We start from the raw sequence: 26,255 nt of genomic DNA, 5'->3' as shown, positions 1-26,255 counted from the left end.
TGGGTTCGCGGCAAAGGATCAGAGGTCGGCGGTCGACTGCGCTGTGATCTCCGCGACGACAGCCTCCTCGACCGCCTGCGCGAGTCCGCGCACGGTGGGCGCGTCGAACAGGGCACGGACCTCCAGGTCCACGCCGAAGGCCTGCCGAACGCGGGAGATGATCCGCATGGCCCGCAGGGAGTCGCCGCCGAGGTCGAAGAACGTGTCGTCGATGCCGAGCCGCTCACGCTCCAGGGCCTCTGCCCAGATGCCGTGGATGATCTCCTGCTGAGGGTTCTGTGGGGGGACGGGCTCGGCACGCGGGTCGAGCAGGCCGTCCGGCAGGGGCAGGGCGCCGCGGTCCACCTTGCCGTTCTTGTTGAGCGGCAGCGCGGCGATCGGGACCATCGTGCCGGGCACCATGTACGACGGGAGCCGCTGTCCGGCGAACTCACGCAGGGCGGCGCGGTGGGGCAGCGCGCGGCCCGGCGCCGGGACCAGGTAGGCCGTCAGCTGCCAGGTGCCCTCGGCGGACTGTCGGGCGACGGTCACCGCGTCCTGTACGTCCGCGTGAAGGGTGAGGACGGCGTCCACCTCGGCCGGTTCGACCCGGTGCCCACGGATCTTCACCTGGCCGTCGATGCGCCCGATGAAGCCCAGTCGGCCGGTCGCGGCGTCGCGCCGGACCAGGTCGCCGGTGCGGTACATCCGGCTGCCCGGCGGGCCGTAGGGGTCCGGCAGGAACCGTTCCGCTGTCAGGTCGGGCCGTCCGAGGTAGCCCCGGTTGACTCCGGTGCCCGCGATGTAGAACTCGCCCGGTTCACCGTCCGGGACACACGCGAGGTGTTCGTCCAGGACATGACCGCGCACGCCGGGGATGGGCCGCCCGAGCGGCGGGCTGTCGGGCCAGTCGGCGAGGCCTCCGGTCAGGGTGCAGGCGGTGGCCTGGTGCGTCTCGGAGGGGCCGTACTGGTTCTCCAGAACCGTGCCGTCCAGTGCACCGAGGAACCCTCGCACGTCCGGGGTCAGCCGCAGCGGCTCGCCCGCCGCGACGATCTCGGTCAGCTCCAGCCGGTCGGTAAGGCCGGGTTCCTGGAGGGCGGCCCGCGCGAGCTGCCGCAAGAACGCCGGTGACAGATAGATCCGTTGGACATGCTCACGGGTCATCAGGTCGAGCAGCGCCACCGGGTCCTGCCGGTGCTTCTCCTGGACGAGGACCAGCGAGCCGCCACTGAGCAGCGCGCCGAAGATCTCCTGGAGCGAGACGTCGAATCCCAGCGAGGTGAACTGCAAGAACACCTGAGGGCCGGGCAGCCGCGTGACCGCCCAGTCGGCGACGTTCGCAATCGATGCCGAGGTCAGGCCGATGCCCTTGGGACGGCCGGTGGATCCGGAGGTGAAGATGACGCAGCGCAGGCCCTGTGCGGGCAGGCGCCGGTCGAGCCGGGTCTTCGGGCACGCGGCCAGCTCGGCGGCCAGCTGCTCGTACGGGAGCACGGGGAGCCGGGCGTCGCGGAACGCCCGGGCCAGCGCGCGCTCGGTCAGCAGCAGGAGAGCACCGGAGGCGGTCAGGTTCTCCATCAGCCGCTGGGCCGGGTGGCCCGGGTCCATCGGCTGGAAGGCGGCGCCGGTCTTCAGGGCCGCGAGCATGGCGACGAACGCTTCCGGGCGACGACTCATGCAGATGCCGACCACCGTCTCCGGCCCCGCGCCCCGGCGCCGCAAGCAGTGAGCGAGCCGGTTGGCCCGGGCGTCCAGCGCGCCGTAGCTGACACGGTCTTCGCCGGCCACGATCGCGAGGTCGCCGGGTCTGATCCGGGCCCGTTCTTCGAAACGCTCGATGATGTCCAAGGCGGCTCCTTGTCGCGGATGCGGCGATATCCCCGGGGCCTCGCGATCGCGTCCCACTCGATCGCCTCCACCGCTCGCAGGGCGGGGTTGATCGTTTTCAGCATCAGCACCCGGGGGTGTCGCAGGCAACGCCAACTGAACGAAGTCAGCGGCACTTTCCGCGATGAGCGGCTGCCCGCCGCGGCCGTCACAGGTGGTGGAAGCCGGACTGCACGAAGTGTGCCCGGGCTTGCGGGAAGGCCCTTGCCCGTATGGCGGACGGCTGTTGATGATCTTTCAGAGGCAGCGGCCGCCGGCCCGCCCGGCGGACTGCCGACACCACCGGTCGTAGGAGGACTCCATGTTCAAGGTCGTGGTCAATCACGAGGAGCAGCACTCCCTTTGGCCCCAGGACCAGCAGACCCCGGCCGGCTGGACCGAGGTCGGGGTGGCCGGCGGCAAGGAGGAGTGCCTGGAGTACATCCGCGGCGCCTGGACCGACATCACCCCGCTGAGCGTGCGTCGGGCCCTCGCGGGGTCCTGACCAACGGGCCCCGGAGCACCTCCGGCGAGAACAGGCCCAAGCCGCCGCATCCAGTCCACAGGGACCGTGTCCCGGTCGTACGTTCGGAGAGGCAATGACCGTCGAGCACCCACCGCGGCTCTCCGCCGCCCAGGCCGAGCTGCTGGCCCGCCGCCTGCGCGGCGCGGTCGAGGGTGGCGCGAGCGAACCGACCGCCCTCACCCGGCGAGCCCGCCACGAGCGCCCCGTGCTGTCGTTCGCGCAGCAGCGGCTGTGGTTCCTGGAGCAGATGCACCCGGGCTCGATCGCCTACATCACGGCCGACACGGTCTACCGCGTCCGGGGACCGCTGGACGTGCCCGCCCTGCGTCAGGCGCTGCGGTCGGTGGCCGAGCGCCACGTCACGCTCCGCTCGTGCTTCGCCGATGACGCCGGGCAGCCCTACGTGGTGGTCGGCGCGGCGGGCCGCATCACCCTACGGGTGGTCGACCTCACCGGCCGCGCCGACCCGGCGGCCGCCGCCGAGGCGCATCTCGCGGACGAGCAGGGCACCCCCTTCGACCTGGCCACCGGACCGTTGCTGCGCGCCACCCTGCTGCGTCTCGGCGAGGACGACCACATCCTGGCCGCCGTCGTGCACCACGTCGCCTTCGACGGACCGTCGATCGGGATCTTCGAACGTGACCTGGCCACGGCGTACCGGGCCGCCCGCACGGGTGAGGCACCAGGCTGGTCCCCGCTGCCCGTGGACTACACCGACTACGCGGCCTGGCAGCACGAGATGCTGACGGACCGTCTGATCGATCGTCAGCTGGAGTATTGGCGGCGGGCCCTGCGGGGTGCGCCCACCACTCTCCAACTGCCCACCGACCGTCCGCGCCCGGCGGCCCCCGGGTACCGGGGCTCCGTGGTCGCCTTCACGGTGAGGGAGGAGACGGCCGACCGCCTACGGGCCCTCTCCCGCGCGCAGGGCGCGACGCCGTTCATGACCACGCTGGCCGCGTACCAGGCCCTGTTGTCCCGTCACACGCACAGCACCGACTTCCTCGTCGGCTGCTCGTCCGCGGGCCGCACTCGGCCCGAGGCCGAGGAGCTGGTCGGCTTCTTCGTGAACACCCTGCCCATCCGGGCGGATCTGACCGGTGACCCGACCCTCCGCCAGCTGGTCGACCGGGCGCGCGCGGCCGCTCTGGACGCGTTCGCGCACCAGGACCTGCCGTTCCAGCGCATCATCGAGGAGCTCGCCCCGCCGCGGGAGATCAGCCACAACCCCTTGGTCCAAGTCTGGTTCGACGTGTCCGCCCCGGGTGCCGGGCTCCTGCTCGACGGCGCCGAGGTGGAGCGTGTCCGGCCTCGCCACCCCTCGACCAACTTCGACCTCGCACTGCACCTGACGGAGTCCGGGTCGGGCCCGTTCACCGGTGAACTCGTCTACGCCACCGACCTGTTCGACGAGGCCACCGGCCGCTCGCTCGCCGCGCAGTACGTCTACCTGCTGGAGCAGGCCGCCCGGCACCCGGACCGCCCAGCGGCGGACCTGCCGCTGGTTGATGCCGACCGGCTGGCCGAACTGCTCGACGTCTGGAACGACACCGCGCGGCCTGTCCCCGAGGGCACCGTCACTGACGCCTTCGAGCACCAGGTCCGCCGCACTCCTGAGGCCATCGCCCTGGTCGAGGGGAACCATCGGCTGACGTATCGCCAGCTCAACGCCAGGGCCAACCGGCTCGCCCACGAACTGCGCGCCCACGGCGTCGGCCCGGAGCACACGGTCGGTCTGCTGCTGCCCCGCGGCACGGACTTCGTGGTGACGCTACTCGCCGTGCTCAAGGCGGGGAGCGGCTACCTGCCGCTCGACCCGGCGTACCCGGCGGACCGGATCGCCTCCCTGCTGCACGACGCCTCGGCCGGGACGGTCGTCACCGATCAGCGACTCGCCGACCTGCTGCCGGCCGGAATCCGGGCCGTGCTGATGGAGCCGGAGGGCTTCAGGCAGCACCCAGCGACCGACCCGGCGCCGCTCACCACCGACGGCGGCCTCTGCTACGTGATCTACACCTCGGGCTCCACCGGCCGTCCGAAGGGCGTCGCCATGGCCCACGCGCCGCTGCGCAACCTGATCCAGTGGCAGGTCGACCGGACCACCGTCACCGGACCCACCCTCCAGTTCTCCTCCCTGTACTTCGACGCTTCCTTCCAGGAGCTGTTCACCACCTTCCTCACCGGCGGCTCGCTCGTACTGATCAGCGAGGAGCAGCGCCGTGACCCCCGCCAGGTGCTGGCCGCCATCCGGGCGCACGGTGTCCGGCGGCTGTTCTGCCCACCGATGGTGCTGGAGCAACTCGCCGTCCAGGACGCCGCGGAAGCGGCGGCGCCACTTCCGCTCCAGGAGATCGTCACGGCGGGCGAGCGGCTCACCCTCGGCAAGGAGATCCGCGCGTTCCTGGCCCGGATGCCCGGTGTCGTCCTGGAGAACCAGTGCGGCCCCACCGAGACGCACGCGGTCGTCGCTCACCTGCTGACCGGGCCGCCGGAGGACTGGCCGACGAATCCGCCGATCGGCCGGCCGATCGCCAACACCCGGATCCATGTGCTGGACGAGCGCATGAGGCCGGTGCCAGTGGGGGTGTCTGGCGAGCTGTACGTCACCCGGCCCTGGCTCGCCCGAGGCTACGTCGGCCGACCGGACCTCACCGCCGAACGGTTCCTGCCCTCCCCCTACGCGACCGCACCTGGGCAGCTGATGTACCGGACCGGTGACCTGGTCCGGTGGCGCCCGGACGGCACGGTGGAGTTCCTGGGCCGGGTGGACGACCAGGTGAAGATCCGCGGCTACCGGGTCGAGCCGGCCGAGGTGGAGGCCCGGTTGCGCGACCTCCCCGAGGTCGGCGAGGTCGCGGTGCTCCCGGTCGAGGTGGCCCCCGGCGACCGTCGGCTGGTCGCCTACCTCACCACGGACGGCGGCTCCGGGCTCCGGCCGGCCCGGCTGCGGGCCCTGCTCGCAGCATCCCTCCCGGACTACCTGATCCCCTCCCACTTCGTGACCGTCGCCCGGCTGCCCCTCACGGCGACCGGCAAGCTCGACCGCCATGCCCTGCTGCGCAGGGAGATGCCCGGCCCGGAGCAGGGCACGGAGGCCGGCTCCCGGGGGCCGCGCGATCCCCGGGAGGAGATCCTCGCGGGCCTGTTCGCCGAGGTCCTGGGGCTGCCGAAGGTCGGTGCCGAGGACGACTTCTTCGCCCTCGGCGGGCACTCGCTGCTGGCGACCCGGCTGATCGCGCGGATCCGTTCCACCTTCGGGGCCGAGCTTCCGCTCCGCGACCTGTTCCGGACGCCAACCGTGGCCGGCCTGGTGCACCTGCTGGAGGCGTCCCGGCCCTCCCGGCCGACGCTCGTCCCGGCCGCACGGCCCGCCGTACTGCCGCTGTCTCCCGCACAGCGGCGGATCTGGTTCCTGGGCCGGACCGGCCAGAGCGCCGACTACAACTCGCCGTTCGCGCTGCGGCTGCGTGGCCGGCTCGACGCCGACGCCCTGGCGGCGGCCCTCGCAGACGTGGTCGCCCGGCACGAGGCGCTGCGGACGGTCTTCCCCGACCACGACGGCGACCCGCGCCAACACATCCTCCCGGCCGACTCCGTGCCGTGGCTGCTGGAGCGCGCCGCGTGCCCGCCCGGCGAGATCGACCGGCTCCTCGCCGCCTTCGCGGAACGGGAGTTCGACCTGGCCGCGGAGCCTCCACTGCGCGCGGCCCTCTACCGGGCGGGCCCCGAAGAGCACGTCCTGGCGCTGGTGGTGCACCACATCGCCACCGATGGCTGGTCCCTGGGCGTGCTCCTGCGGGACCTCTCCACCGCGTACACCGCGCGCGTCACGGGTGCGGCGCCACGGCTGTCGGCACTGCCCGTGCAGTACGCAGACTTCGCGCTGTGGCAGCTCGGCCTGCTGGCCGATGAGCAGGACCCGGACTCCTCCGCCGCCCGGCAGCTGTCCTTCTGGCAGGAGCGGCTGGCCGGCCTGCCGACCGAGCTGGAGCTGCCGTACGACCGGCCCCGGCCCGAGACAGCGGAGAACTCCGGCGGCATGGTGCCACTGGCGCTGGACGGCGCACTGCACGCCCGGCTGCTGCGACTGGCTGGCGCCCACGGCTGCACGCTCCTGATGGTGCTGCACGCGGCCCTGGCCGCGCTCCTGTCACGTCTCGGGGCCGGCACTGACATCCCGATCGGGGTGCCCGCGGCGGGCCGCGGCGACGAGGCACTGGACGACCTGGTCGGCGTCTTCGTCAACACCCTCGTGCTGCGCACCGACCTCTCCGGGAACCCGACCTTCGCCGAGCTGCTGGCCCGGGTGCGGGATGCCGACCTGGCTGCGTACGAGCACGCCGACCTGCCGTTCGAGCGGGTGGTCGAGGCGGTCAACCCGGACCGTTCGCTGGCCCGCCATCCTCTGTTCCAGGTCGTTCTCCAGCTGGACGCGAGCGTGACCGACGGACTGGCGCTGGCCGGTCTGGAGGTCGCTGAGGAGCCGGTCCGCTTCGAGGTGTCCAAATTCGACTTGCGCATCGCCCTGACCGACCGCAGCGACGCCGCCGGGGCACGGGGCGGGTTGCACGGCGTCCTGGAGTACGCCGAGGCGCTGTTCGACCGGGGCACCGCCGAGGCCTTGGCCGACCGGCTGTACCGGATGCTCGAGCAGCTGGCGGCCGATCCGGACCGCCGGATCGGCGCCGTCGACCTGCTGACGGCGGAGGAGCGCCGGCGCATCCTCATCGACTGGAACGACACCGCCGTGGACCTGCCGGAGCGGACGGTGCCGGAGCTGTTCGAGGAGTTCGCGCGTGAGACCCCGGACGCCCCCTCCGTGCGTTGCGGCACCGCCGTCCTCAGCTATGCCGAGCTGAACGAGCGGGCCAACCGCTTCGCCCGCCACCTGGCGAGCCTGGGCATCGGGTCCGAGAGGCTCGTCGCGGTAGCCCTGCCGCGCGGCCCGGAGCTCGTCGCGGTGCTGCTGGGCGTGCTCAAGGCCGGGGCAGGCTACCTGCCGCTCGATCCCGAGCAGCCGCCCGAGCGGCTGGCTCGCATCCTCACCTCGGCGGCGCCCGCGCTGACGGTGACCACCACCGCGCTCGCGGACCGTCTCCCCCGAATGCCGCCCCGGCTGCTCCTCGACGAGCCGGACACCAGGGGCGCCGTGGACCAGCACCCGGCGGGCGACCTGGACCAAGTTGAGCGCATCGCTGAGCTCACTCCAGCGACCACCGCCTACGTCATCTACACCTCCGGCTCGACCGGCGAGCCCAAGGGTGTGGTGATCGAGCACCGGTCGCTCAACCTGTACCTGGCCTGGGCCCGCCACGCCTACCCGGCGATAGCCGGGCGGGCACTGGTCCACTCCCCCATCGCCTTCGACCTCACCGTAACCGGACTCTGGGGACCGCTGACCTGTGGCGGCTCGCTCGAACTCGTGACGCTCCATGACGAACCAGCCGTGGTGGAGCAGCCGACCTTCGTCAAGGCCACCCCCTCGCACCTCGGCCTGTTCCAGGTCCTGCCCGAGACGTACGCCCCCACCGGGCAGCTCGTGCTCGGCGGCGAACTGCTGCTAGGCGCGGCGCTGGACGAGTGGCGCACCCACCACCCCGGAGTGACCGTGGTCAACGAGTACGGTCCGACCGAGACCACGGTGGGCTGCGCCGAGTACCGCATCGAGCCGGGCGACTCTGTACCGGCTGGCGGCGTCACCATCGGCCACCCGATCTGGAACACCCAGTGGTACGTGCTGGACGACGCGCTGTCTCCCGTCCCCGTCGGCGTGGTCGGCGAACTCCACATCAGCGGCGGGCTACTGGCCCGCGGCTACCTGGACCAGCCCGATCTGACGGCGGCCCGGTTCCTGCCAGACCCGTACGGCCCACCGGGCGCCCGGATGTATCGCACCGGGGACCTAGTGCGCTGGCGCCACGATGGGCAGGCGGAGTTCGTCGGGCGGGTGGATGACCAGGTCAAGGTGCGCGGCTTCCGGGTGGAGCTGGGCGAGGTCGAGGCAGTGCTCTCGACGCTGCCCGGGGTGGCGGCCGCCGCCGCGACCGTGCTCGGCGGCGACCGGCTGGTGGCCTACGTGGTGCCGGCCGCGCCGGAGGGCCTCGACGACGAGTCCGTGCGTGCGGCCGCCGCCAGCCTTCTGCCCGCGTACATGATGCCCTCGGCCTACGTCCTGATCGACCGTCTGCCGCTCACCACGAACGGGAAGCTGGACCGCCAGCGGCTGCCCGCCCCGGAGCTGCCCTCAGCCGACGCCAGCCGGGCCCCGGACACGGAGTTGGAGAAGACGCTCTGCGCCCTGTTCGCCGAGGTGCTCGGGCTGGCGCGGGTTGGCGTCGAGGACGGCTTCTTCGCGCTAGGCGGGCACTCCCTTCTCGCCGCCCGGCTGGTCGCCCTGATCCGCTCCTCTCTCGGCCTGCGCGTCGGCATCCAGGACCTGTTCACCGCGCCCTCGGTGGCGGCGCTGGCCACCCGCATCGAAGCGGGCGGCCACCAGGACTCCCTGGCGACCCTGCTGACGCTGCGTGCCGACCGCTCCCGACAGCGGCCCCCGCTGTTCTGTGTCCACCCGGGGGCCGGTATCGGCACGGTGTACGCGGCGCTCCTCGACCGGCTCGACCCGGACCAGCCGGTGTACGCGGTGCAGGCACCCACGCTGCGGCCGGACGGGGCGGCGGCAGCGAGCGTCGCCGAGCTGGCCGCCGACTATCTCCTGCTGATCCGGCAAGCCCAGCCGTCCGGTCCGTACCGGCTGCTGGGCTGGTCGTTTGGCGCGCTCGTCGCTCACGCCATGGCGGTCGGGCTCCAGGAACAGGGCGAGGAGGTCGAGCTGCTCGCGATGCTCGACGGCTACCCGCCCGAGCAGGACGGCGCGGCGCCCGAGACGGCCGACGAGCCCGATCCACTCGCCGAACTCCTGCACTCACTGGGGCAGTCGACAGACGGCGCCCCCGGCGAGCGGTTGACGGTGGCCGACTTCATCCGGTTGACCAGCCAGGAGGACGGCCCGCTCACCGGCCTGGACGAAGAGACCATCTCCGCCATGGCCCGTACGTTCCTTCACCACGCGGCCCTGCGACAAACCCACCGGCCGGGCGTGTTCCGAGGCGGCGCGGTGTTCTTCCACGCGGCGGCCGACCCCAGTTCGGGGGACCCGCAGGCCTGGCGCCGCTTCCAGTCCGGGGAATTGGAGGTCCACCCGGTCGACTGCGTGCACGGCGCGATGATGCACCGAGGCTCGGCGGATCGAATCGGCGCGGTCATCGCGGGCAGGCTGCGCCGCCCGCGGACCTGACGGCCATTCGTACTCGCTTTCCGGCTATGACGGAGGAGAGGAAGCATGTCCAAGACAGCACAGGCCACGCCCGTGGAGACCGTCCGCGCGATACCCGGGGCAGCGGCCACGGAAATGGCCGGTGTCAGCCGCCAGCTGGCGTCGGCGGCCGACCAGATCGATGACGTCAAGTGGGTGGCCGCGGCCCGGTCCGCGTGGGCGGAGTTGCCGTCCCTCTACCGGCGTGAGATCAGCGCCTTCCGCCGGGACTCGGGGCCAGCGGGCGCCATTGTCCTGCGTGGGCTCCCCGTGGACGAGCAGGACCTACCGGCCACCCCCATGGTGAGCGGCTCGGTCCAGCGGACGGCCACCGTCCCGGCCGCGCTGCTGGTGATGACGGCATGCGGGCTCGGCGATCCGGCCGCCTTCCTGGCCGAGAAGTCCGGTGCGCTGGTTCAGGACGTCGTGCCGGTACCGGGCCAGGAGTACTTCCAGGGCAACGCTGGCTCCGTGGACCTGATGGTGCACAACGAGAACGCCTTCCATGAGCACCGCCCGGACTTCGTGCTGCTCCTCTGCGTGCGGCCGGACCACGAGGAGGTCGCGGGGCTGTCCACCACCTCGATTCGGGAGGCACTGCCGAATCTCTCGGACCGGGCCCGCGAGTGCCTCCGGCAGCCCGAGTTCAGCACCCAGCCACCGCCGTCCTTCGGCTCGCCCGACGGCGGGGCGGTCCGGCACGCCGTGCTGACTGGGATGCCGAACGACCCTGACATCCAGGTGGACTTCGCGGCCACCTCCGGTCTGACCCCGGCCGCCCGGGAGGCGCTGGCTGAGCTGTCGGACGCGCTGGTGGGCGTGGCCCGGACCGTCCGGCTACGCGCCGGGGACCTCGCGATCGTCGACAACCGGGTCTGCCTGCACGGCCGTACCGCGTTCCGCCCGCGATACGACGGCCGGGACCGTTGGGTTCAGCGCACCTTCGCGATGGCCGACCTGCGCCGCTCCCGGTCGTACCGCACCGATGACGGTTACGTGCTCGTCCGCTGAGGTCTTTCAGGTCCGCTGAGGTCTTTTTAAGGAGGGAGAAGCCATGACTCACCAGCCGAACCAACCCGGCTCGCCGGAACTCGCCGAGCTGTTGGCGGTTCTCCGGGCGGAGGCCCACGACGACGCCAGTGGCCGCCCCAGCGACACAGCGCTGGACGCGCTGCGCGGGAGCAGTGTGCTGAGCCTGCCCGTCCCGGTCGAGTACGCCGGTACCGGAGCGGACTGGCGCCGTGCCAACACCGCGATCACTTCCCTGGCCCAGGCCGATGCCTCGGTCGCGATCATCGTCTTCCTGCACTACACGGCCGTGAGCAGGATCATGGCCTACGGCTCCGCGGAGCAGCGTAAGCGGCTGCTGACGGCGGTCTCCCACGACGGCCGGATCTTCGCCTCATCCTGGAGCGAGCCGGGCGCCGACGCCGCCAAGCAGCGCATCGCTACCAGCGCCGAGCGGCGCGGGGACGGCAGCTGGGAGCTCAACGGCGCGAAGACCTTCACCACGGGTGCGGGGGTGGCCGATCTCTATCTGGTCCTCGCCCGCACCGGTGAGCAGGACGCGTCGTCCGGCAGCTACGGCCGGTCCGACCAGGGCATCTTCGTGGTCGACAGCACCCGGCCTGGCTTCACCGTCGATGGAGTGCTGGACCTGTCCGGCATGCGCCGTTCGGCGACTGGCCTGATCCGGCTGAACGGGTACCTGGCCGAGGACGCCGACGTGCTGATCCGCTCCGGCGACACCCCCGCGGTCATCAACCATCCGCACACCCTGGGGCTGACCCTCGGCGCGGTCGCACTGGGCATCGCCGAGGAGGCCCGCGACATCGCGCTCCAGGTCGGACGGCAGCGTTCCCTGCTGGGCAGCCCGCTCTACCGGCACCACGTCTTCGAGCTGGGCTCGCGCATCGCGGCCGTCCGGGGAGTGGTGGAGGCGGCCACCAGAGAACCCGGAGACCGCAGGGGCCCCGCGCTGACGGCCAAGGTATTCGCCTCGGAGACGGCCGAGGCGATCTGCCGGGGCGCTCAGGAGCTGGCCGGCAGCGCCGCGTTCTCACGCGGCCACGCGCTCAACCGGCTCTCGCAGGACGCCCGGGCCGTCACCCTGATGGGTCCGCCCAACTACCTCTGCCGCGAGCTGGTCACCGCCCACCTGGGGGGACGGTGACAACCCCGCAGCCGGGCGCGGTGCGGATCGGCGCCGTCGTGCTTCCGGAGCACCCCTGGCCGCAGGCCCGAGATATCTGGCTGGAACTGGAGCAGCTGGGCCTGCATCACGCGTGGTCCTTCGACCACCACTCCTGGCGCACGCTGCGCGACGAGCCCTGGTACGACTCGCTGACGATGCTCTCGGCGGCGGCCGTCGTGACCGAGCGGATCCAGCTGGGAACGATGGTTTCCACCCCGAACTTCCGGCACCCGGCCGTAGTCGCCAAACAAGTGATGACCATCGACCAACTCTCCGGCGGCCGCTTCGTGTTCGGCATCGGCGCTGGCGCGCCGGGCGGCGACGCCCACCTGCTCGGCGGCGAGGCCCTGACGCCAGCACGGCGTGCCGACCGCTTCGCCGAGTTCGTCGACCTCTCCGACGAACTGCTGCGGAACCGGGCAACCACCTATCACGGCGAGTACTTCAGCGCGGTAGAGGCCCTGATGGTACCCGGCTGCGTCCAGCGGCCGCGGGTGCCGTTCGCCATCGCGGCCTCGGGGCCGCGCGGCATACGGCTCGCGGCGCGCCATGGCCAATGGTGGGTAACCATCGGCGACGCAGGCCGCCCCGGCGAGCGACCGGAGAAAGAGGCCTGGCACCTGTTGTCCCGGCAGGTGGACCGGCTCGCGGAGGCCTGTGAGAAGTCGGGGCGGGACTTCTCAGAAATCGGACGCCTGGTGAATGTCAGCCGAATTGTGGGTTCGCCGTACTCATCTCCCGAGCGTTTCGTGGACCTCGTCGGGAGGTGCCAGGAAATCGGATTCACCGACGTAGTGGTGAACCACCCGCGCCCTGAAGGTATTTTCAGCGGAAGCCGACCGATTTTCTCCCACGCCGTTTCCGCTGCCATGAGTGCCTTTAAGTCCTGAGCGTCTTCACCCACGAGAGCAAGGCGCCAAGAAGACCACCGGTTCGCCATCCGGACACGTTCCCTCGGAGTCGCCCACTCGACGCGGCCACCTGCTGCAACCCCCTGCAACTGTGCACCGTTCACACGCATCCAAAACCCGCCACCCCATTGCCTGAACATAACTATCGCGTTCAAACCTCTTGATCTGCACCTGAAGAACTGCCTACGGTACGCACCAGTTGCAGCAACCACACAGTTGCGAACCGTCTTGCAGCAGAGTTGTCGGCCCACCAGGTGACAGTACGGCTCGGGAGGCGCGATCCATGCACGCGAAGGTTCTAGGCCCGCTTTTCGTCGGCAAAGCCGAGCACGGTCCAGACTGCGCGCCCAGCGCACCGAAGCCTCGCCAACTGCTTGCGCTGCTTGCACTGAACGCCAACCAGTTCGTCACCACCGCCACCTGCATCGACGAGCTGTGGGGCGCGAATCCTCCCCGAAGCGCCGTCACCACGCTGCGCACCTACGTCATGCGGATCCGCCGCGCCTTACGCGTGACTGAGGTGGCCGAGCGGCCGTCGGACGACGTCCTGCGCACCCGGCAGTACGGGTACCAGCTGTTAGTCGGGCGGACCAATCTCGACCTGTTCCGCTTCTCCGACCACATGGACGAAGGCAAACGCGCGCTGCTGCGCGGAGACCACCACCGGGGAGCCGACACGCTCCGCGCCGCCCTCGCCCTGTGGAAGGACTCGCCCCTCATCGACGTACAGGCGGGCCCGCTCATCACGGCTCACCGGGCCCGGCTCCAGGAAAGCCGACTCACCTGCCTGGAACTGCGCGTCGAGGCCGAGCTCCGGCTCGGCCTGCATCATGAACTGATCAGCGAACTGACCGGCCTGGCCGCCGAGTTCCCCACCTATGAGAGCGTGCACGCGCAGCTGATGCTCGCCCTGTTCAGGTCGGGACGGCAGGCCCAGGCGCTCATGGTCTACCGGCAGCTGTCCGTCGTACTCGCCGAGGAACTCGGCATAGCACCGTCCCGGCGCCTCAGCCAGTTGCACCAGGCCATTCTGCTGGCGAACCCCGCTCTCGACCCACCCCGCACCCCTTCGGCCGGGCTGCGGCAGACTCTCGATCTAGTCGGCAGCCTCCCGGTATAGCGGCGCTTGCCAGCCGTCGGGGCCGGACGCCCGCCCGAGCAGGCGGTACGCGTGCGCCGCCGAGACCAGCGTCACGTGGTGGTGCCAGCCCCGGAACGACCGTCCCTCGAAGTGGCGCAGGCCCGACAGCTCACTCAGAAACTGGAGGTCCCGGCCGGCCCGGGAGCACAGGGCCATGAGCATCACCAAGTCGGAGGACCGGGCGCCCTCGACGTTGGTGACCCACGCCGACTCCATGCAAACCGGCTCCGCGCCCCAGCCCACGACGACCTTCCGGGTGCGATGCGCCAGGCCGACGCTTCGCGCGGCGCCTGTCCCCACGGGATCGGGCATCAGTACGCTGCTGTAGCGGGAGCCGCGGCCCGCGCCGCTCCGCCAATGCTGGGCCGGTCCCCGGGCGCTCCCCGCCCAGGCCAGCCGATTCCCCACCGTGACCACCTCGCCCGAGGCCTGCCGCGCCAGCGGCGTGGCATGGTCCACCCGGATCACGTACGGCAGCCCGCGCTTCTCCAGGCCGTAGATCAGCGCGTCCACCGACGGGCTGCGTCTCGCGTCCACGACGACGGGCATCGGCTGCCCCCGCCAACCGACGGTCATTTCGTCCAACGCGTCAAGCAGGTGCTGCCACCGTGAGCGGTAGCGCTCCGCATCGGGCACCCGGCTGCGGGTCCGGCGCTCGTGGTCGGTGTCCCAGGAACGCGGCAGCATCAACCGCCAGTTGACCGGTGCCGTGCCGGCCGACCCGACAGCCATCACTGCCAGCCCCAACTGACAGTTGAGTACGCGCCCGAGCGTCTGGGAGAACTGCTGGTCCACCCCGACCGAGCTGCGGCCGCTCTTGGGCAGCACGGTCTCCTCCACCACCCACGCCCGGGGCGCCAGCGCCCCACCGACCGCTTGGGCGATGCGCTCACGCACCGGCCGCCAGTCCCAGGAACTCTGGTTGACGAACTGCTGGAGACTTTGGTCGGCGCGCCGCCCGAGCAGCCGCTCGGAGATCCGGCGCACCGACTTCCGGCCGGGCACCTCCACCAGGCCGCGCACGTACACCTCGCCCCAACGGCGCTGGTCGGCACGGGGCATCGAGGCGAACAGGAAGGCACAGAACCGGGAGAGATCATCGCTCGAATTCAGCACCTGCCCAGGCTGCGCGACCCCGATGGAAGCTGGATGGAAGCATTGTTGAAGCCGCATACACCTCGCGACCGGCCTCGGGCCCCTCCACCAAGGCGCATCGGCTCGCCGGGCGCGGCTGGAGCACTACTGCCGGGCCGGGACGGCGTCCTGCTCCGGGGCCCTCCCCTTGACCGCCGCCATGCTCTTGCGTAGTCCCGGGGCCAGCAACAGGGTAGTCGCGAGCGATGCCGCCGCCGTTGCCACGATCCCGGTGGCTGGCGACGTCAGTTCGGCCACCGAGCCGGCCACCACAGCCCCGATCCCCTGCATGGTGAGCATCCCTGAGCTGTGCAGGCCCAGAGCCTGCCCGCTCAGTTCATCGGGCGTCAGCGCCATCAGCCGGTCCTGGAGCAGCAGCCCCGCCGCGTACCCGACCGTGGCAACCGTGACCAACACCAGGGCGACCGGCAGGCCCGGGTGCATCGCGAACAGCAGGTAGGGGGCGGCGAGCAGGATGCAGAGCGGGACGGCCAGCCGGTCCCGCCACCGTGCTGGCAGGAAGCGGCCTGCGACGACGTCCCCGACTAGCATTCCGACAGCGCCGAGGGCGAAGAGCAGGCCGGCATCGTCGGGCGAGTACGGGACATAGAGCGACTCCACGCCAACGATCAGGCCGTTGGGCACCCACAGCGCTAGATAGACATACCGCCGGGGTACCGAAGACCAGAGCCGTGCGTTGGTCCGCCAGGTCTCGGCAATGGACGTCCTCCCGGTGCCTCGAGCCGGCCGACTGCTGAGCCCACAGCGCGCCACCACGGCGGCCAGCACATACAGGCCGGCGGACAGGAGCAGCGTGCCGCGCGCCGAAAGCACCATGACCAGTGCGCCGCCGAGGGCGAATCCGCAGATCTGAATGATGCCGACCGACATGTTGAGGACAGATCGCCCGATCAAGTAGCCGTCCCGGGTCAGGATCTCGTTGAGCAACCCGTACCGCACCCCGCCGCTGACCGACCCAACGACGCCAAGCCCCAGCAGCACCACGAACGTCGCCCATACCGGCAGCGCGGGAATCGCCTGCAGGGCCGTACCCGCGCCGAAGAGCAGGCTCATGCCCGTCATGGCCGCGCGTGGCGGTAGCCTGTCCGCCCCCGAGAGCACGGTGACCGCCCCCACCATCTGCGTGAGTGCGGGGCCGAACATGGCCAGGGAAGACAGTAGCGCCGAGTCCGTCCGCTGGAACACCAGGATGCCGAGGGCCAGTCCGCTCATCGTCTGAGCCGCGGTCTGCCCGGCCGAGACGAGGAAGAGCGGGGTGAACTCCTTGGCCAGGAAGAGTTCCCGATAGGTACGCATGACGGAGAGTCTCTCCGGCATGATCGACGGATCGTTAGACTTTCGCGGGGAGGCGAAACCAATGAGCTGGTGGCGGGTCGACGCGGACACTCTCGCCGGGAGCCGGTTCGCCGCGTCCCCCCTGGCTGAGGCGCTGGCCGGCCTGAAGACGCTGCACTGCGGCCGCGCAGCGCACGTCGGTGAGCACCAGTGGCTCGACACCCACCTTTCCGCTTACCGGGACCGCCTCTCTGCTGACCCTGTCACAGCAGCGTTGGTCGAGGCGGGGCTGAGACGCCAGTGGAACGCGACCTTCCTCACTCCCACGCCTCTGGGCGGAAGCGATCCCACATTCGGTGACGAGTTGGAGCAGATCCGCGGTACTCCGCCCGCCGCCGTCCGCGCCGACCTGGCGGAGTCACTGAACGGCTCGCTGCCGGCCGTGCTGCGCCGCGACGACCTCGCCCAGCGGGCCGCAGACCTGCTGGAGTGGGTGTGGACGGAGACCATCCAGCCCTCCTGGCCCCGCCGCAGACGGATCATCGAGGCCGATATCGTCGCCCGCACCGCCCGAGCCGCCCTGCACGGCTGGGCCACAGCGCTGAACGAGATGCGCCCGGGGATGCGCTGGCTCGGAGACGACCGCCTTCAGATCACCGTCTGCGACAGCCCTCCGCTTGAACTCTCCGGCGTGCGGCTGACGTTCGTCCCAGTCACCTTGAGCCAGACCTGGGTGTGTTGGGACGTCCCTCCTGCTGACGGCCGGAACTCGTATCCCGTCCTGCGGTACGCGGTCGCCTATCCCTGTTCAGGAGTTCTCACCGACGACGAGCGCCGCCGAGCGCCGAAGGCCTTGGCCGCGCTGCTCGGCCGTGGCCGGGCCGAATTGCTCGCCCTGCTCGACACTCCGAAGACCACCACCCAGCTGGTGGCTCTCACCGGCCTGCCCCTGGGTTCGGTGGGCCGGCATCTGCGAGTCCTCCGGGAGGCCCACCTGATCCAGCGGCGGCGCGCAGGCCGTTCGGTCCTCTACCTCCGCACTGGGGCAGGCCAGGCCCTCGTGGCGGCACAGGTCTCAGGGACCGGTGGTCTCTGACGAAGGGGCTACCCCTGCCGGGATGACGGTCAGGTCGACGGCAATCCGATTGCCCTGTTCGGCTTGACCGCGTGACGGTGCTCGGCGGCGACGCCCGCCTCCACCGCCGACAAGGCTGACCTCTTCCTGCACATCTAGCCCGGCACCGACCTCGCCCTGCTGGAGCTCGGTCAGGATCTCGCTGGGCGTGCGGACCAGCGGCATGACACATCCCACCGCCGCGTCGGCCTGCTCCAGTTCCCGGGCGTTCCACTTCAAGATCGCGGCCGCGACGTCTTCGGGGACTTCGCCCACGCCGAGCGGCTCCTGTGCGGCGACCTTGATGGTCGGGTAGATGGTGAACGGCATCATCCAGCGGTCGTCGGCGGTCCGGTGGAAGGCGCTGCCGAAGGCGTGGTTGATGAGGGACGGGGTGTAGCCGTTGAGGAGTTCCCACTTCTGCTCGTAGAAGGGACACAGGCGGTGGGGGCCGACGCACGGGTCCATGTGGATGTCCTGGCCACGGCCGGTACGTTCCCTCCAAAGGGCCGCGATGGCGGCGGACTTGGCGACGAGTGCGATGCCGGAGGCGGCGCCCAGGCGCGGCGTGCTCGGTACGACCGGGACGGTCACCGACTCACGCCGCCTCGACCTGCGCGGCACGGACGACGTCCTGGCCCTGTTCGACGTCCTGGGCGATGGCGCGCCGCCCTCATGGCAGACACTGCGCACCGCCCTCCGCGACGACCCGCAGGTCCGGGACGTCGTGATCGCCACCAACCACGCGATCCGGGAGTTCGAACCGGAGCGCATCGCCACGACCTGCTGTTCATCCGGGCCCAGGACCGCGACGACGTCTTCGGGCCGAACCCCGAAGCGTTCTGGACCGGACCGTGCCAGGGCGAGGCCACGGTCCGCACGGTGACGGGCAACCACCTCACCATCGAGGAGCCGCCGCACGTGGCCGCGGTCGCCGAACGGATCGAGGAGGCACTGGCGGCAGCCGACCCGGCCGGGACGGGCATCTGCGCGGTCACTCCCTCGGGGCTGCGCATCACTCGACATCACCTTCGCCAAGGCCTCCCTGTCCCCAGCGGGCCGCCTCGGCCCGGTCGACCTGGTCACCGTGGTGTACGTGCTGCCATACGCCGAGTCGCCGCGAGACCTCGGCGACATGTGCCAGGGCGCGGCGCGGGCCCTGCGACCCGGCGGCCGCTTCGTGGCGGCCGCCCTCAACCCCGGCTTCGCCACCGATCCGGAGTGGTACCGCCCGTACGGATTGACCATCGAGGCGACAAACGAGGACCATGACGGCGCTCCGGCCGTCCTCACCTCGCATCTGATCGATCCGCCGCTGAGGGTGACCGGGCACAGGAGCCGACGGACCGTCTTCGTCTCCGACGTCCTCACCCACGCGGTGTCGACCAGGTCGATCCCGCCGAGCGCACGCGGCTGGAGCATTACCTTCTCGAGCACATCGAGGCCATGCTGCCCGGCTTCGCCTCGAAGATCCGCTACCACCGCTTCGTCGCGCCGCGCGAGTTCCGAGAGATCCACCGGCTGAGCAGCGACCTCACGCCTGTGGTGATCCCGCCGGGCCTCCATAGGCCCGACGGCTACGACCCCGGACGCGACCTCCACTACGTCGGCAACACCGTCCAGCCCACCTGCGAACACGCCGGTAGCGCGCTGGTCTCGGGACTGCGCGCCGCCGACCTGATCAGCGGAGCCGCGCCGGGCTGGGCGGGGGCGGCGGAGTGAGGCCGTTCATGCCGGTGCTCCGCCAAGGCGTGGGTGAGCGGGACAGCCAGCGTCGTAAAACTTTCATCAATCTCCTCCCCCGCACCACAGGCACACCTCACACTTGCCGCGTTGGGGAGGGACGGCACACGCGGCCCGATTCCCCCACGACGAGTCCTGTCCTTCCTACCGCGAGGGTGGCCATGGCAGCAGATCATTCGTTATCACGTCGCAGCGTGCTCAAGAGAACCGTCGGCACCGCGCTCACCGCCGGAGCCCTGTCGGTCATCGGCGGGGCCGTCACCCCCGCCGCGGCCGCGGGCCCGCGCCGCGCCCGGGACGCACGGGCGTTCCACGGCACCTGGCTGGGGTCGTACGACGGGCGCAGCGCGAGGCTGGAGATCGTGACCCAGCAGCAGTCGCCCAGCACCAACTACACGCTCTTCCTCAAGTTCATCGAGCTGGAACGCAACGAGACCTACTCGGGGCACGTCCAGAACGTTCCCCTGGACGCACACGAGGTCCGGAACATCACGCTCACCGGCCCCAGCACCCTCAGCTGGCCGAACCTGCTCCAGCACACCTGGAACACCGACTACCTCTCCGGCATCAGCAGCTGGAACGGCACCGGCTTCCCCATGTCCTTCACCCGTTCCACCATCGCGCCGCCCTTCGTGGCGAGCCGGCCGTTCCGGGGCTACGGGGACTGGTACTCACCGCCCAACAACCACTCCGTGTACGAGGGCAACAACGACGGCCGACGGGCCAAACTGGAAGTCCTGAAGTACTTCGTCGGCGGCCAGACCCAGACCCAGTTCACGTTGACCGATCTCGACCGTGACACCGCGTACGCGGCCACGTTCCTGGACGTGGACTTCGGCGGCTGGAGCATGGACCGCCAACGCAACCCCCTCGCCGGGGTCACGATGAAGCCGATCACCCCTGGCGTCGAACCGAAGTACATCGAGTCCCTGTACTGGCACTCCTGGAACCCCATGTACGTGAGCGGCACGAACATCTGGCAGAGCGGCCGCTACGGCATGTCCTTCGTCCGTCGGACACCGCTGCCGTAACCGGGCAGCGCCTCCGGCCGCTGGACGGCCTCCAGGACGGGCGGCCCGCTCATCGGGACGGGGCGGGCCCTGAACCCGCCTCCTCGCGCACCCGCACCTCACCGGAGTCGCGCGCTCAAGGACAGGCAACCGGCCGAGCGTCCATGTGGCCGACGAACCCACTACCTCGCTTGACATCACCATGCAGGCCCAGATCCTCGGCGCCTCGCGCACCGGGCGACCGACGCCGGGTTCATCCTGATCACCCATGACCTCGGCGTCGTGGCCGACCCCGCGGACGACGTGGCAGCAAACCTCACTTGTTCACAGCGAGCCCGCCCCTCGGCCGCCAATCCACCGCCATCGCGAGACCTCACAGTTCCCAGGCTTCGGATTCGCGTGTGCTTGCGCGTTTCGCGCGTCCTCCCATTGGAGGAATCGGCGTGCCGGTAGCGCAACTTTCGCTCCCGGCATGGTCACACTGGGCGGGGAATTCAGTTTCGGCATGAAATGATGGGAACTCAACATGCTTTCCTGTCCGTCCGGTTCCCGCTCACGGGTCATGCGGTGTATCTGGTGTCCGGTAGCGCGGCTGTAAGCCCCGGTTCCTCCTCATCGGCGTTCGGCGACTGGCTTCTCTTGGGGGCTGCCCGGCCAGGTCGCCTTTCTGCGGCCGCTCTTCGCTGGCCGCTGTCCCGGCGCGCACGACCGCGACGAGGGCGGAGGGTTCGAAGCCGATTTTCGCAGGTGGCCTCCTGGTCATCGGGGGCCTGAGGGAAAGAGGCGCCGCGCATTCGAAGGCAGCGGTCGCGCCGAGCAAGGTCACCCCCCGTGGCCGGGCATGGCATTCCCTGCCTTGTTCTCACTGTTCCCGTACGGCGGGCGCGCGGGGACACCGTGCACGTCGGCGGCAGCGACCTGGCATACCTCACACCTCAGCCCCTCTCCCCCATTGACGCGAAGGAGAACAACGATGGAGCCCGTCTACGACGTGATGGCTCGCCTGCTCCATGAGCATTTCGGCGTGCCGAAGGATCTCATCCGCCCGGACGCCACCTTGGAGGCGCTGGAGTTCGACTCGCTCGCCCGGGTGGAGCTGGCCATGGTGCTCACGGACGCCCTCGGCGTGAGCCTGCCCGAGGACCGGGCGGACATGACGCTCGCCGAGGTGGCCGAGCACCTGACCGTGGCCGTCGGCGCGGCGGGAGCCGCCGAGTCCCTGCGGAGTGCGGTCCGGTGACGGCACGGGACATGGCCGTCACGGGGCTCGGCCTCGTCACCCCGGCAGGGGTGGGAGTCGAGGAGTCGTGGACGGGGATCTGCGCTGGCAGTGGTCTTGCGGCGCGGGATGAGGCCCTTGCCGGTCTCCCCGTCGACTTCTCCTGCCGAGTGCCGGACTTCGACGCCGCCGCGCTGCTCGGCCCCCGGCTCACCTGGCGCATCGACCGGTTCATTCAGCTCGCCCTGGTGGCCGCCCGCCAGGCGGTGGCGGACGCGGCACTGGACCCGGAGGCGTGGGACGGGCCGCGGGTCGCCGTCGTCCTTGGCGTGGCCACTGCCGGGGGCGACACCTGGCCGGACGCCTTCGGCAGTCTCGCCGAGGGCCGGGTCAACTCCATCTCGCCCACCGCGCTGACCCGTTCGCTGCCCAACATGGCCGCTGGCGAGATCTCGATGGACCTGCACGCGACCGGACCGTGCCTCACCACATCGACGGCGTGCGCTTCCGGGGCCACGGCCCTTGGTATCGCCCGCGATCTGCTGCGCTCTGGATCCTGTGACATCGCGATCGCGGGCGGCACCGACTGCGCCCGGGTGCCGATGGGGTCGGCCGCCTTCTACCGGCTCGGCGCCCTCTCCCAGCGCCGCGACGATCCGGCCGCCGCGTCCCGCCCCTTCGACGTGGACCGGGACGGTTTCGTGCTCAGCGAGGGCGCCGGGATCCTCGTCCTGGAGCGCCCCGAGCACGCCCGCGCCCGCGGCGCCCGGATCCGCGGCTACCTCGCCGGTTACGGGGCCTCCGCCGACGGCTTCCACACCACCAGCCCCCGGCCTGACGGCGACGGCGCGCGACGGGCCATCGCAGCGGCCCTCGCCGACGCCGGTTCCGAACCGGCGGACGTCCACCACGTCAACGCCCACGGCACCTCCACCCCGCAGGGCGACCGCATCGAGGCGAACCTGCTCGGCAGCCTCTTCGGGTCGGGCGCACCCTCGGTGACCTCCGTCAAGGGCACCATCGGTCACACGCTGGGCGCGGCTGGGGCGGTGGAGGCCGCGGTGACGGTGTTGTCCCTGGAACGGCAACTCGTCCCGCCCACCGCCAACCTCAACCAGCTCGACGACGGCCTGGCCATCGACGTCGTCACCAAGACGCCCCGGGCCCACCGGATGACGGGCGCCCTCAGCAATGCCTTCGGGTTCGGCGGCCAGAACGCGGTGCTCTTCTTCCGGGCCGCATGAGGCACGTGACCGCCCGTCCCCGGCTCGTGCTGCTGCTGGCCGCCCTGGTGGCCGCCCTGTGCGCGATCGCGGGCGCGGGCACGCACGAGCGGCTGGCCAACGGGGGCTACACCGCGAAGGGCACGGAGGCCGACCGGGCGGCCGCGATACTCGCCCGCGCGGGCGCGGCCCCGCCCGATGTGGTGCTGCTCGCCCAGTCCTCCACCGGGGTGGACCGGGCGGCCGCCCGGCGGGCGGGCCTTGGCCTCACGCGGGAACTGGCCGCGGCCGACGGGGTGGTCTCGACACGCTCGTACTGGGTCACGCCCGACCCGCTGCTGCGCTCCATGGACGGACGGGCCGCCCTGGTCACCGCCGACCTCGCCGGCGCGGACCGGGACGCGGCCGCCACAGCCCGCGAGCTGGTCCCGGCACTCACAGGCCACCGCGGGCCTCTGGACGTCTCCGCGACCGGCCCCTCCTGGGTGAGCGTGCAAGCCGCGCAGACGAGCCAACGGGACCTTGTCACCGCCGAGTTGATCGCGGCGCCCCTCACTCTGCTCCTCCTTGTCGTGGCGTTGCGCTCGCTGCTCGCCGCGCTGGTACCCGTCGTGATCGGCGCGCTCGCCGTCGCGGGCACGACGGCGCTGCTGTGGGCATTGACGTACGCCATGCCGGTGTCGGTCTTCGCGATGAACCTCACGACGGCGCTCGGCTTCGGCCTCGCCGTGGACTACGGCCTCCTGCTCGTCACCCGCTTCCGCGAGGAACGGGGCCACGGTCTAGAGGTGCCCGATGCGGTGGCGCGCACGGTGCGCACCGCCGGACGCACGGTCGTGGTCTCGGCCTGCACGGTGGCCCTCGCGATGGCGGCGCTGCTCCTGCTGCCGCTGCCGTTCCTGCGCTCCATGGCGTGCGCGGGCATGGCGGTGGCACTCCTCGCCGCGGCCGCGGCCATGGCCGCCGTACCGGCGTTGCTGCTGGTGCTCGGCGAGCCCATCGGCCGTACCGGACGCCCCGACAGCCCGCTGTGGCGGCGGGCCGCCAGGGTGGTCACTCGACGGCCCGCGCGGTACGGGATCGGCTGCGCCGTGGCCCTGACGCTCTGCGCGGTGCCGTTCGGGCACGTCCGGTTCGGGCTCGTCGACGAGCGGATGCTACCGGCGAGCGCCGAGGCCCATGCGACGGGCGAGGAGATCCGGGGGCGCTTCGCCGCGCCCGCCGAGCGCACCCTCACGGTCGTACTGCCCAACACCGCGGACGCCGAGCCGTACCGCCAGCGCGTGGCGGCCCTGGACAACGTGGCCGGGGCCCGGTCCGCGACCTTGCCCGGGCTCGGCCCGGTGCTGACCGTCGTCGGCACCGCACCACCCCAGTCGGCCGCCGCTCAGCGGCTGGTGGCCGACCTCCGTTCGGTATCCCCCAAGGGCGCCCAGGTGGCGGGCCGCGCGGCGATGCTCGCCGACACCAAGGCGGCAGTGGCCGAGCGGCTGCCCCTGGCTGGCGGAATACTGGCGGCCACTACATGGGCGATGCTCTTCCTGCTGACCCGCAGCGTGCTGCTGCCCTTCAAGGCGCTGCTCGTGGGCGCGTTGAGCCTGACGGCGAGCTTCGGCCTGGTGGTGCACATCTTCCAGGACGGCCATCTGCGGGGCGTCCTCGGAGAGTTCACCGTCACGGGCGCGCTGGACCTGACGCTGCCGCTGCTGATGGCGGCCGTCGCCTTCGGACTCGCGATCGACTACGAGATCTTCCTGCTCTCCCGGGTCCGCGAGCAGTGGCTGCGAGGCCTGAACACCCGGGACGCCGTGGTGGAGGGCGTGGCCCGCACCGGGCGGCTCGTCACCACAGCCGCCCTCGCGGTGGCCCTGGTCACGGGAGTGCTCGCCACCTCCGGGCTGACGGTCCTGAAACTCCTCGGCACCGGGCTCGCGGTCGCCGTGCTCCTTGATGCCACGCTGGTACGAGGGATGCTCGTACCCGCCTTCCTCACCCTGGCGGGCCGAGCCAACTGGTGGGCGCCCACGTGGCTGCCGCAAGGCGGCCCCACCGGTGGCCGTGGACGAGAAGCTCGCAGCAGATGTCTCCGACACCTTGACCTTGCTGGAGCGTTCCGCCGAAGAAGGGCGCGCGAAGCTCACGGGCTTCGGCGACGGGAGCACGCGGCACAGTGACGCCGCTGGTACGAAGCCTCGGCCAGGCCTCGACCGGCGACGCGCCCCCACTCCCCGCTCACCAGCCCCATCGCCAGGCACTTCAGTCGGGAACTCGCCGCGTGAACCTCAACTCCGGTGCACACCAGGGGCGTTGAGGCCACTCGCGGCCACACGACGCCGGAGAGGGCCTTTCAGCCAACCCACCTGCCCCCTTCGAAGTTTGCGTTTCCCTCCCTTCAGACCCTCCCGCCTCGGCGTGCATACTGTGGGCCCGCAAGCACACCCGGGGACACGCGGCTGACGGGCCGTGTTCCTCCTCGGGCGTTACCAGGGTCGGAGCCTGACGGAACGTCATCCGGCGGGGACGCCGGAGGAGGTCACCCGTGGTTCCCTCCTCGATCGGCACGCATGCGAAACATCCCCTGTGGCCCGAGTTCCGCACTTCTCAGGAGCCGACTTGCCCATACTCAAGAACGTCACCGCCGTCTGTGCCGCCGCCGCGGCGGCGGTCTTGGCCACCTCCACGTCCGCGGCCGCGGAGACCGGCCCTGTGCAGGACAATTTCCTTCCCGCCCTCGGCTATTCCATCCTCCGCCTCGACATCGATCCGCCGGGCGCCAACGACTGGAACTGCCGTCCCAGCGCCGCCCACCCGCGTCCGGTCGTCCTGGTCCACGGGACCTACGAGAACCGCTACAACAACTGGGCCCGGATGTCCTCCGAGTTGAAGGCCCAGGGCTACTGCGTCTACGCCCTCGACTACGGCGACACCGACGACGCCGCAGTGGGTGTCGCTCCCGCCGTCAAGGGTTACGGAGACATCAAGAAGTCCGCCAAGGAACTGGCCGCCTTCGTGGACAAGGTGCTCGCTGCCAGCGGCTCCGGCCAGGTGGACCTTGTCGGCCACTCCCAGGGCGGGATCCTGGCCCGCTGGTACCTCAAGGCCGACGGAGGCGCGGACACGACCGACCCCTCGAAGAACAAGGTCAAGAAGGTCGTCCAGCTCGCCGCGACCAACCACGGCACCACCCTCAGCGGCATCGAGACCCTCGCCGACAAGCTGCGCATACTGGGATTCGGGGAGAAGGTCTTCGGGAAGGCGAGCATCCAGCAGTACGAGAAATCCGACTTCATCAAGGAACTCAACGCCGACGGCGACACCGTTCCCGGGGTCGACTACACCGTGATCGCCACGAAGTACGACGAGATCAGCACACCCTGGCAAAACACGTTCATGACCGCGGGCCCCGGAGCGACGGTGCGGAACATCACCTTGCAGAAGGGCTGCTTCGTCGACTTCTCCGCCCATCTGAGCATGTCGTACAGCCCGCGTGCGATCGGACTGGTCAAACGGGCCCTGGACCCCACAGCCCCGGCGGCTCCCTGTGTACCGAGGGCGCCCGCCTTCTGACTCCCGGCCCGAAGAGC

Annotated in this window: 18 protein-coding genes and 1 pseudogene; 15 read left to right on the top strand and 4 right to left on the bottom strand. The window is 71.1% G+C overall.

Annotation, left to right across the window (positions count from 1 at the left end):
- Window positions 1-18: 18 nt before the first annotated feature.
- Window positions 19-1,830 carry a non-ribosomal peptide synthetase gene (locus AC07A4_RS18840; RefSeq protein WP_478599744.1) on the bottom strand — a complete coding sequence of 604 codons (1,812 nt, stop codon included), beginning with the start codon at window positions 1,828-1,830 and terminating at the stop codon, window positions 19-21.
- Between the two features lie 340 nt (window positions 1,831-2,170).
- Here AC07A4_RS18840 and AC07A4_RS18835 point away from each other — a divergent pair, with 340 nt between their 5' ends.
- The 6 genes from AC07A4_RS18835 to AC07A4_RS18810 all read left to right on the top strand — a co-directional run bounded on the left by AC07A4_RS18835 (window position 2,171) and on the right by AC07A4_RS18810 (window position 13,911).
- A complete protein-coding gene (locus AC07A4_RS18835; RefSeq protein WP_478599742.1) occupies window positions 2,171-2,353 on the top strand; it encodes an MbtH family protein in 183 nt (60 codons plus the stop codon).
- A gap of 94 nt (window positions 2,354-2,447) precedes the next feature.
- A complete protein-coding gene (locus tag AC07A4_RS18830; protein WP_478599740.1) occupies window positions 2,448-9,668 on the top strand; it encodes an amino acid adenylation domain-containing protein in 7,221 nt (2,406 codons plus the stop codon).
- 45 nt (window positions 9,669-9,713) lie between these two features.
- Window positions 9,714-10,697, top strand: coding sequence for a TauD/TfdA family dioxygenase (locus AC07A4_RS18825; RefSeq protein WP_478599738.1), 984 nt, complete (start codon window positions 9,714-9,716; stop codon window positions 10,695-10,697).
- A 43-nt stretch (window positions 10,698-10,740) separates the two neighbouring features.
- A complete protein-coding gene (locus tag AC07A4_RS18820) occupies window positions 10,741-11,859 on the top strand; it encodes an acyl-CoA dehydrogenase family protein (protein ID WP_478599736.1) in 1,119 nt (372 codons plus the stop codon).
- The gene (locus tag AC07A4_RS18815) at window positions 11,856-12,770 is read left to right on the top strand and encodes an LLM class flavin-dependent oxidoreductase (RefSeq protein WP_478599733.1); all 915 of its coding nucleotides are present in this window, start codon (window positions 11,856-11,858) and stop codon (window positions 12,768-12,770) included. The genes AC07A4_RS18820 and AC07A4_RS18815 overlap by 4 nt, the downstream gene beginning before the upstream one ends.
- Window positions 12,771-13,074: 304 nt before the next feature.
- Entirely contained in the window at window positions 13,075-13,911 is an 837-nt protein-coding gene (locus AC07A4_RS18810; RefSeq protein WP_478599730.1) for an AfsR/SARP family transcriptional regulator, read from the top strand.
- Here AC07A4_RS18810 and AC07A4_RS18805 read toward each other — a convergent pair.
- Window positions 13,888-15,048 (bottom strand): IS701 family transposase, encoded by a 1,161-nt coding sequence (locus tag AC07A4_RS18805; protein ID WP_478599728.1) that lies wholly within the window; start codon window positions 15,046-15,048, stop codon window positions 13,888-13,890. The genes AC07A4_RS18810 and AC07A4_RS18805 overlap by 24 nt on opposite strands.
- Window positions 15,049-15,171: 123 nt before the next feature.
- Window positions 15,172-16,383, bottom strand: a complete 1,212-nt coding sequence (locus AC07A4_RS18800) for an MFS transporter (RefSeq protein ID WP_478599727.1) — start codon at window positions 16,381-16,383, stop codon at window positions 15,172-15,174.
- 61 nt (window positions 16,384-16,444) lie between these two features.
- Between AC07A4_RS18800 and AC07A4_RS18795 the strand changes: the two genes are divergently transcribed.
- Window positions 16,445-17,458: an ArsR/SmtB family transcription factor gene (locus tag AC07A4_RS18795; protein ID WP_478599945.1), complete on the top strand. Its 1,014-nt coding sequence runs from the start codon at window positions 16,445-16,447 to the stop codon at window positions 17,456-17,458.
- On the opposite strand, the gene AC07A4_RS18790 is transcribed toward AC07A4_RS18795, so the two are convergent.
- Window positions 17,438-17,944: a hypothetical protein gene (locus tag AC07A4_RS18790; RefSeq protein ID WP_478599725.1), complete on the bottom strand. Its 507-nt coding sequence runs from the start codon at window positions 17,942-17,944 to the stop codon at window positions 17,438-17,440. The genes AC07A4_RS18795 and AC07A4_RS18790 overlap by 21 nt on opposite strands.
- Window positions 17,945-17,990: 46 nt before the next feature.
- Here AC07A4_RS18790 and AC07A4_RS18785 point away from each other — a divergent pair, with 46 nt between their 5' ends.
- The 8 genes and pseudogenes from AC07A4_RS18785 (at window position 17,991) to AC07A4_RS18750 (ending at window position 26,238) form a co-directional block, all read left to right on the top strand.
- Window positions 17,991-18,362, top strand: coding sequence for a hypothetical protein (locus AC07A4_RS18785; protein ID WP_478599722.1), 372 nt, complete (start codon window positions 17,991-17,993; stop codon window positions 18,360-18,362).
- Between the two features lie 560 nt (window positions 18,363-18,922).
- The gene (locus AC07A4_RS18780) at window positions 18,923-19,198 is read left to right on the top strand and encodes a hypothetical protein (protein WP_478599719.1); all 276 of its coding nucleotides are present in this window, start codon (window positions 18,923-18,925) and stop codon (window positions 19,196-19,198) included.
- Window positions 19,199-19,413: 215 nt separating this feature from the next.
- Entirely contained in the window at window positions 19,414-20,250 is an 837-nt protein-coding gene (locus AC07A4_RS18775; protein WP_478599716.1) for a hypothetical protein, read from the top strand.
- A 142-nt stretch (window positions 20,251-20,392) separates the two neighbouring features.
- Window positions 20,393-20,535, top strand: a pseudogene (locus AC07A4_RS18770) (methionine ABC transporter ATP-binding protein); the annotation flags it as partial.
- A 667-nt stretch (window positions 20,536-21,202) separates the two neighbouring features.
- Entirely contained in the window at window positions 21,203-21,469 is a 267-nt protein-coding gene (locus AC07A4_RS18765; protein ID WP_478599714.1) for an acyl carrier protein, read from the top strand.
- Window positions 21,466-22,692, top strand: coding sequence for a beta-ketoacyl-[acyl-carrier-protein] synthase family protein (locus AC07A4_RS18760; protein ID WP_478599711.1), 1,227 nt, complete (start codon window positions 21,466-21,468; stop codon window positions 22,690-22,692). The genes AC07A4_RS18765 and AC07A4_RS18760 overlap by 4 nt, the downstream gene beginning before the upstream one ends.
- A gap of 5 nt (window positions 22,693-22,697) precedes the next feature.
- Window positions 22,698-24,845 carry an MMPL family transporter gene (locus tag AC07A4_RS18755; protein WP_478599709.1) on the top strand — a complete coding sequence of 716 codons (2,148 nt, stop codon included), beginning with the start codon at window positions 22,698-22,700 and terminating at the stop codon, window positions 24,843-24,845.
- 439 nt (window positions 24,846-25,284) lie between these two features.
- Window positions 25,285-26,238 carry an esterase/lipase family protein gene (locus AC07A4_RS18750; RefSeq protein ID WP_478599706.1) on the top strand — a complete coding sequence of 318 codons (954 nt, stop codon included), beginning with the start codon at window positions 25,285-25,287 and terminating at the stop codon, window positions 26,236-26,238.
- Window positions 26,239-26,255: the final 17 nt, after the last annotated feature.

Source organism: Streptomyces sp. NPDC043996 (assembly GCF_056435225.1).
Note: the sequence above shows the minus strand (reverse complement) of the source record. Positions and strands in the feature narration are given on the sequence as shown.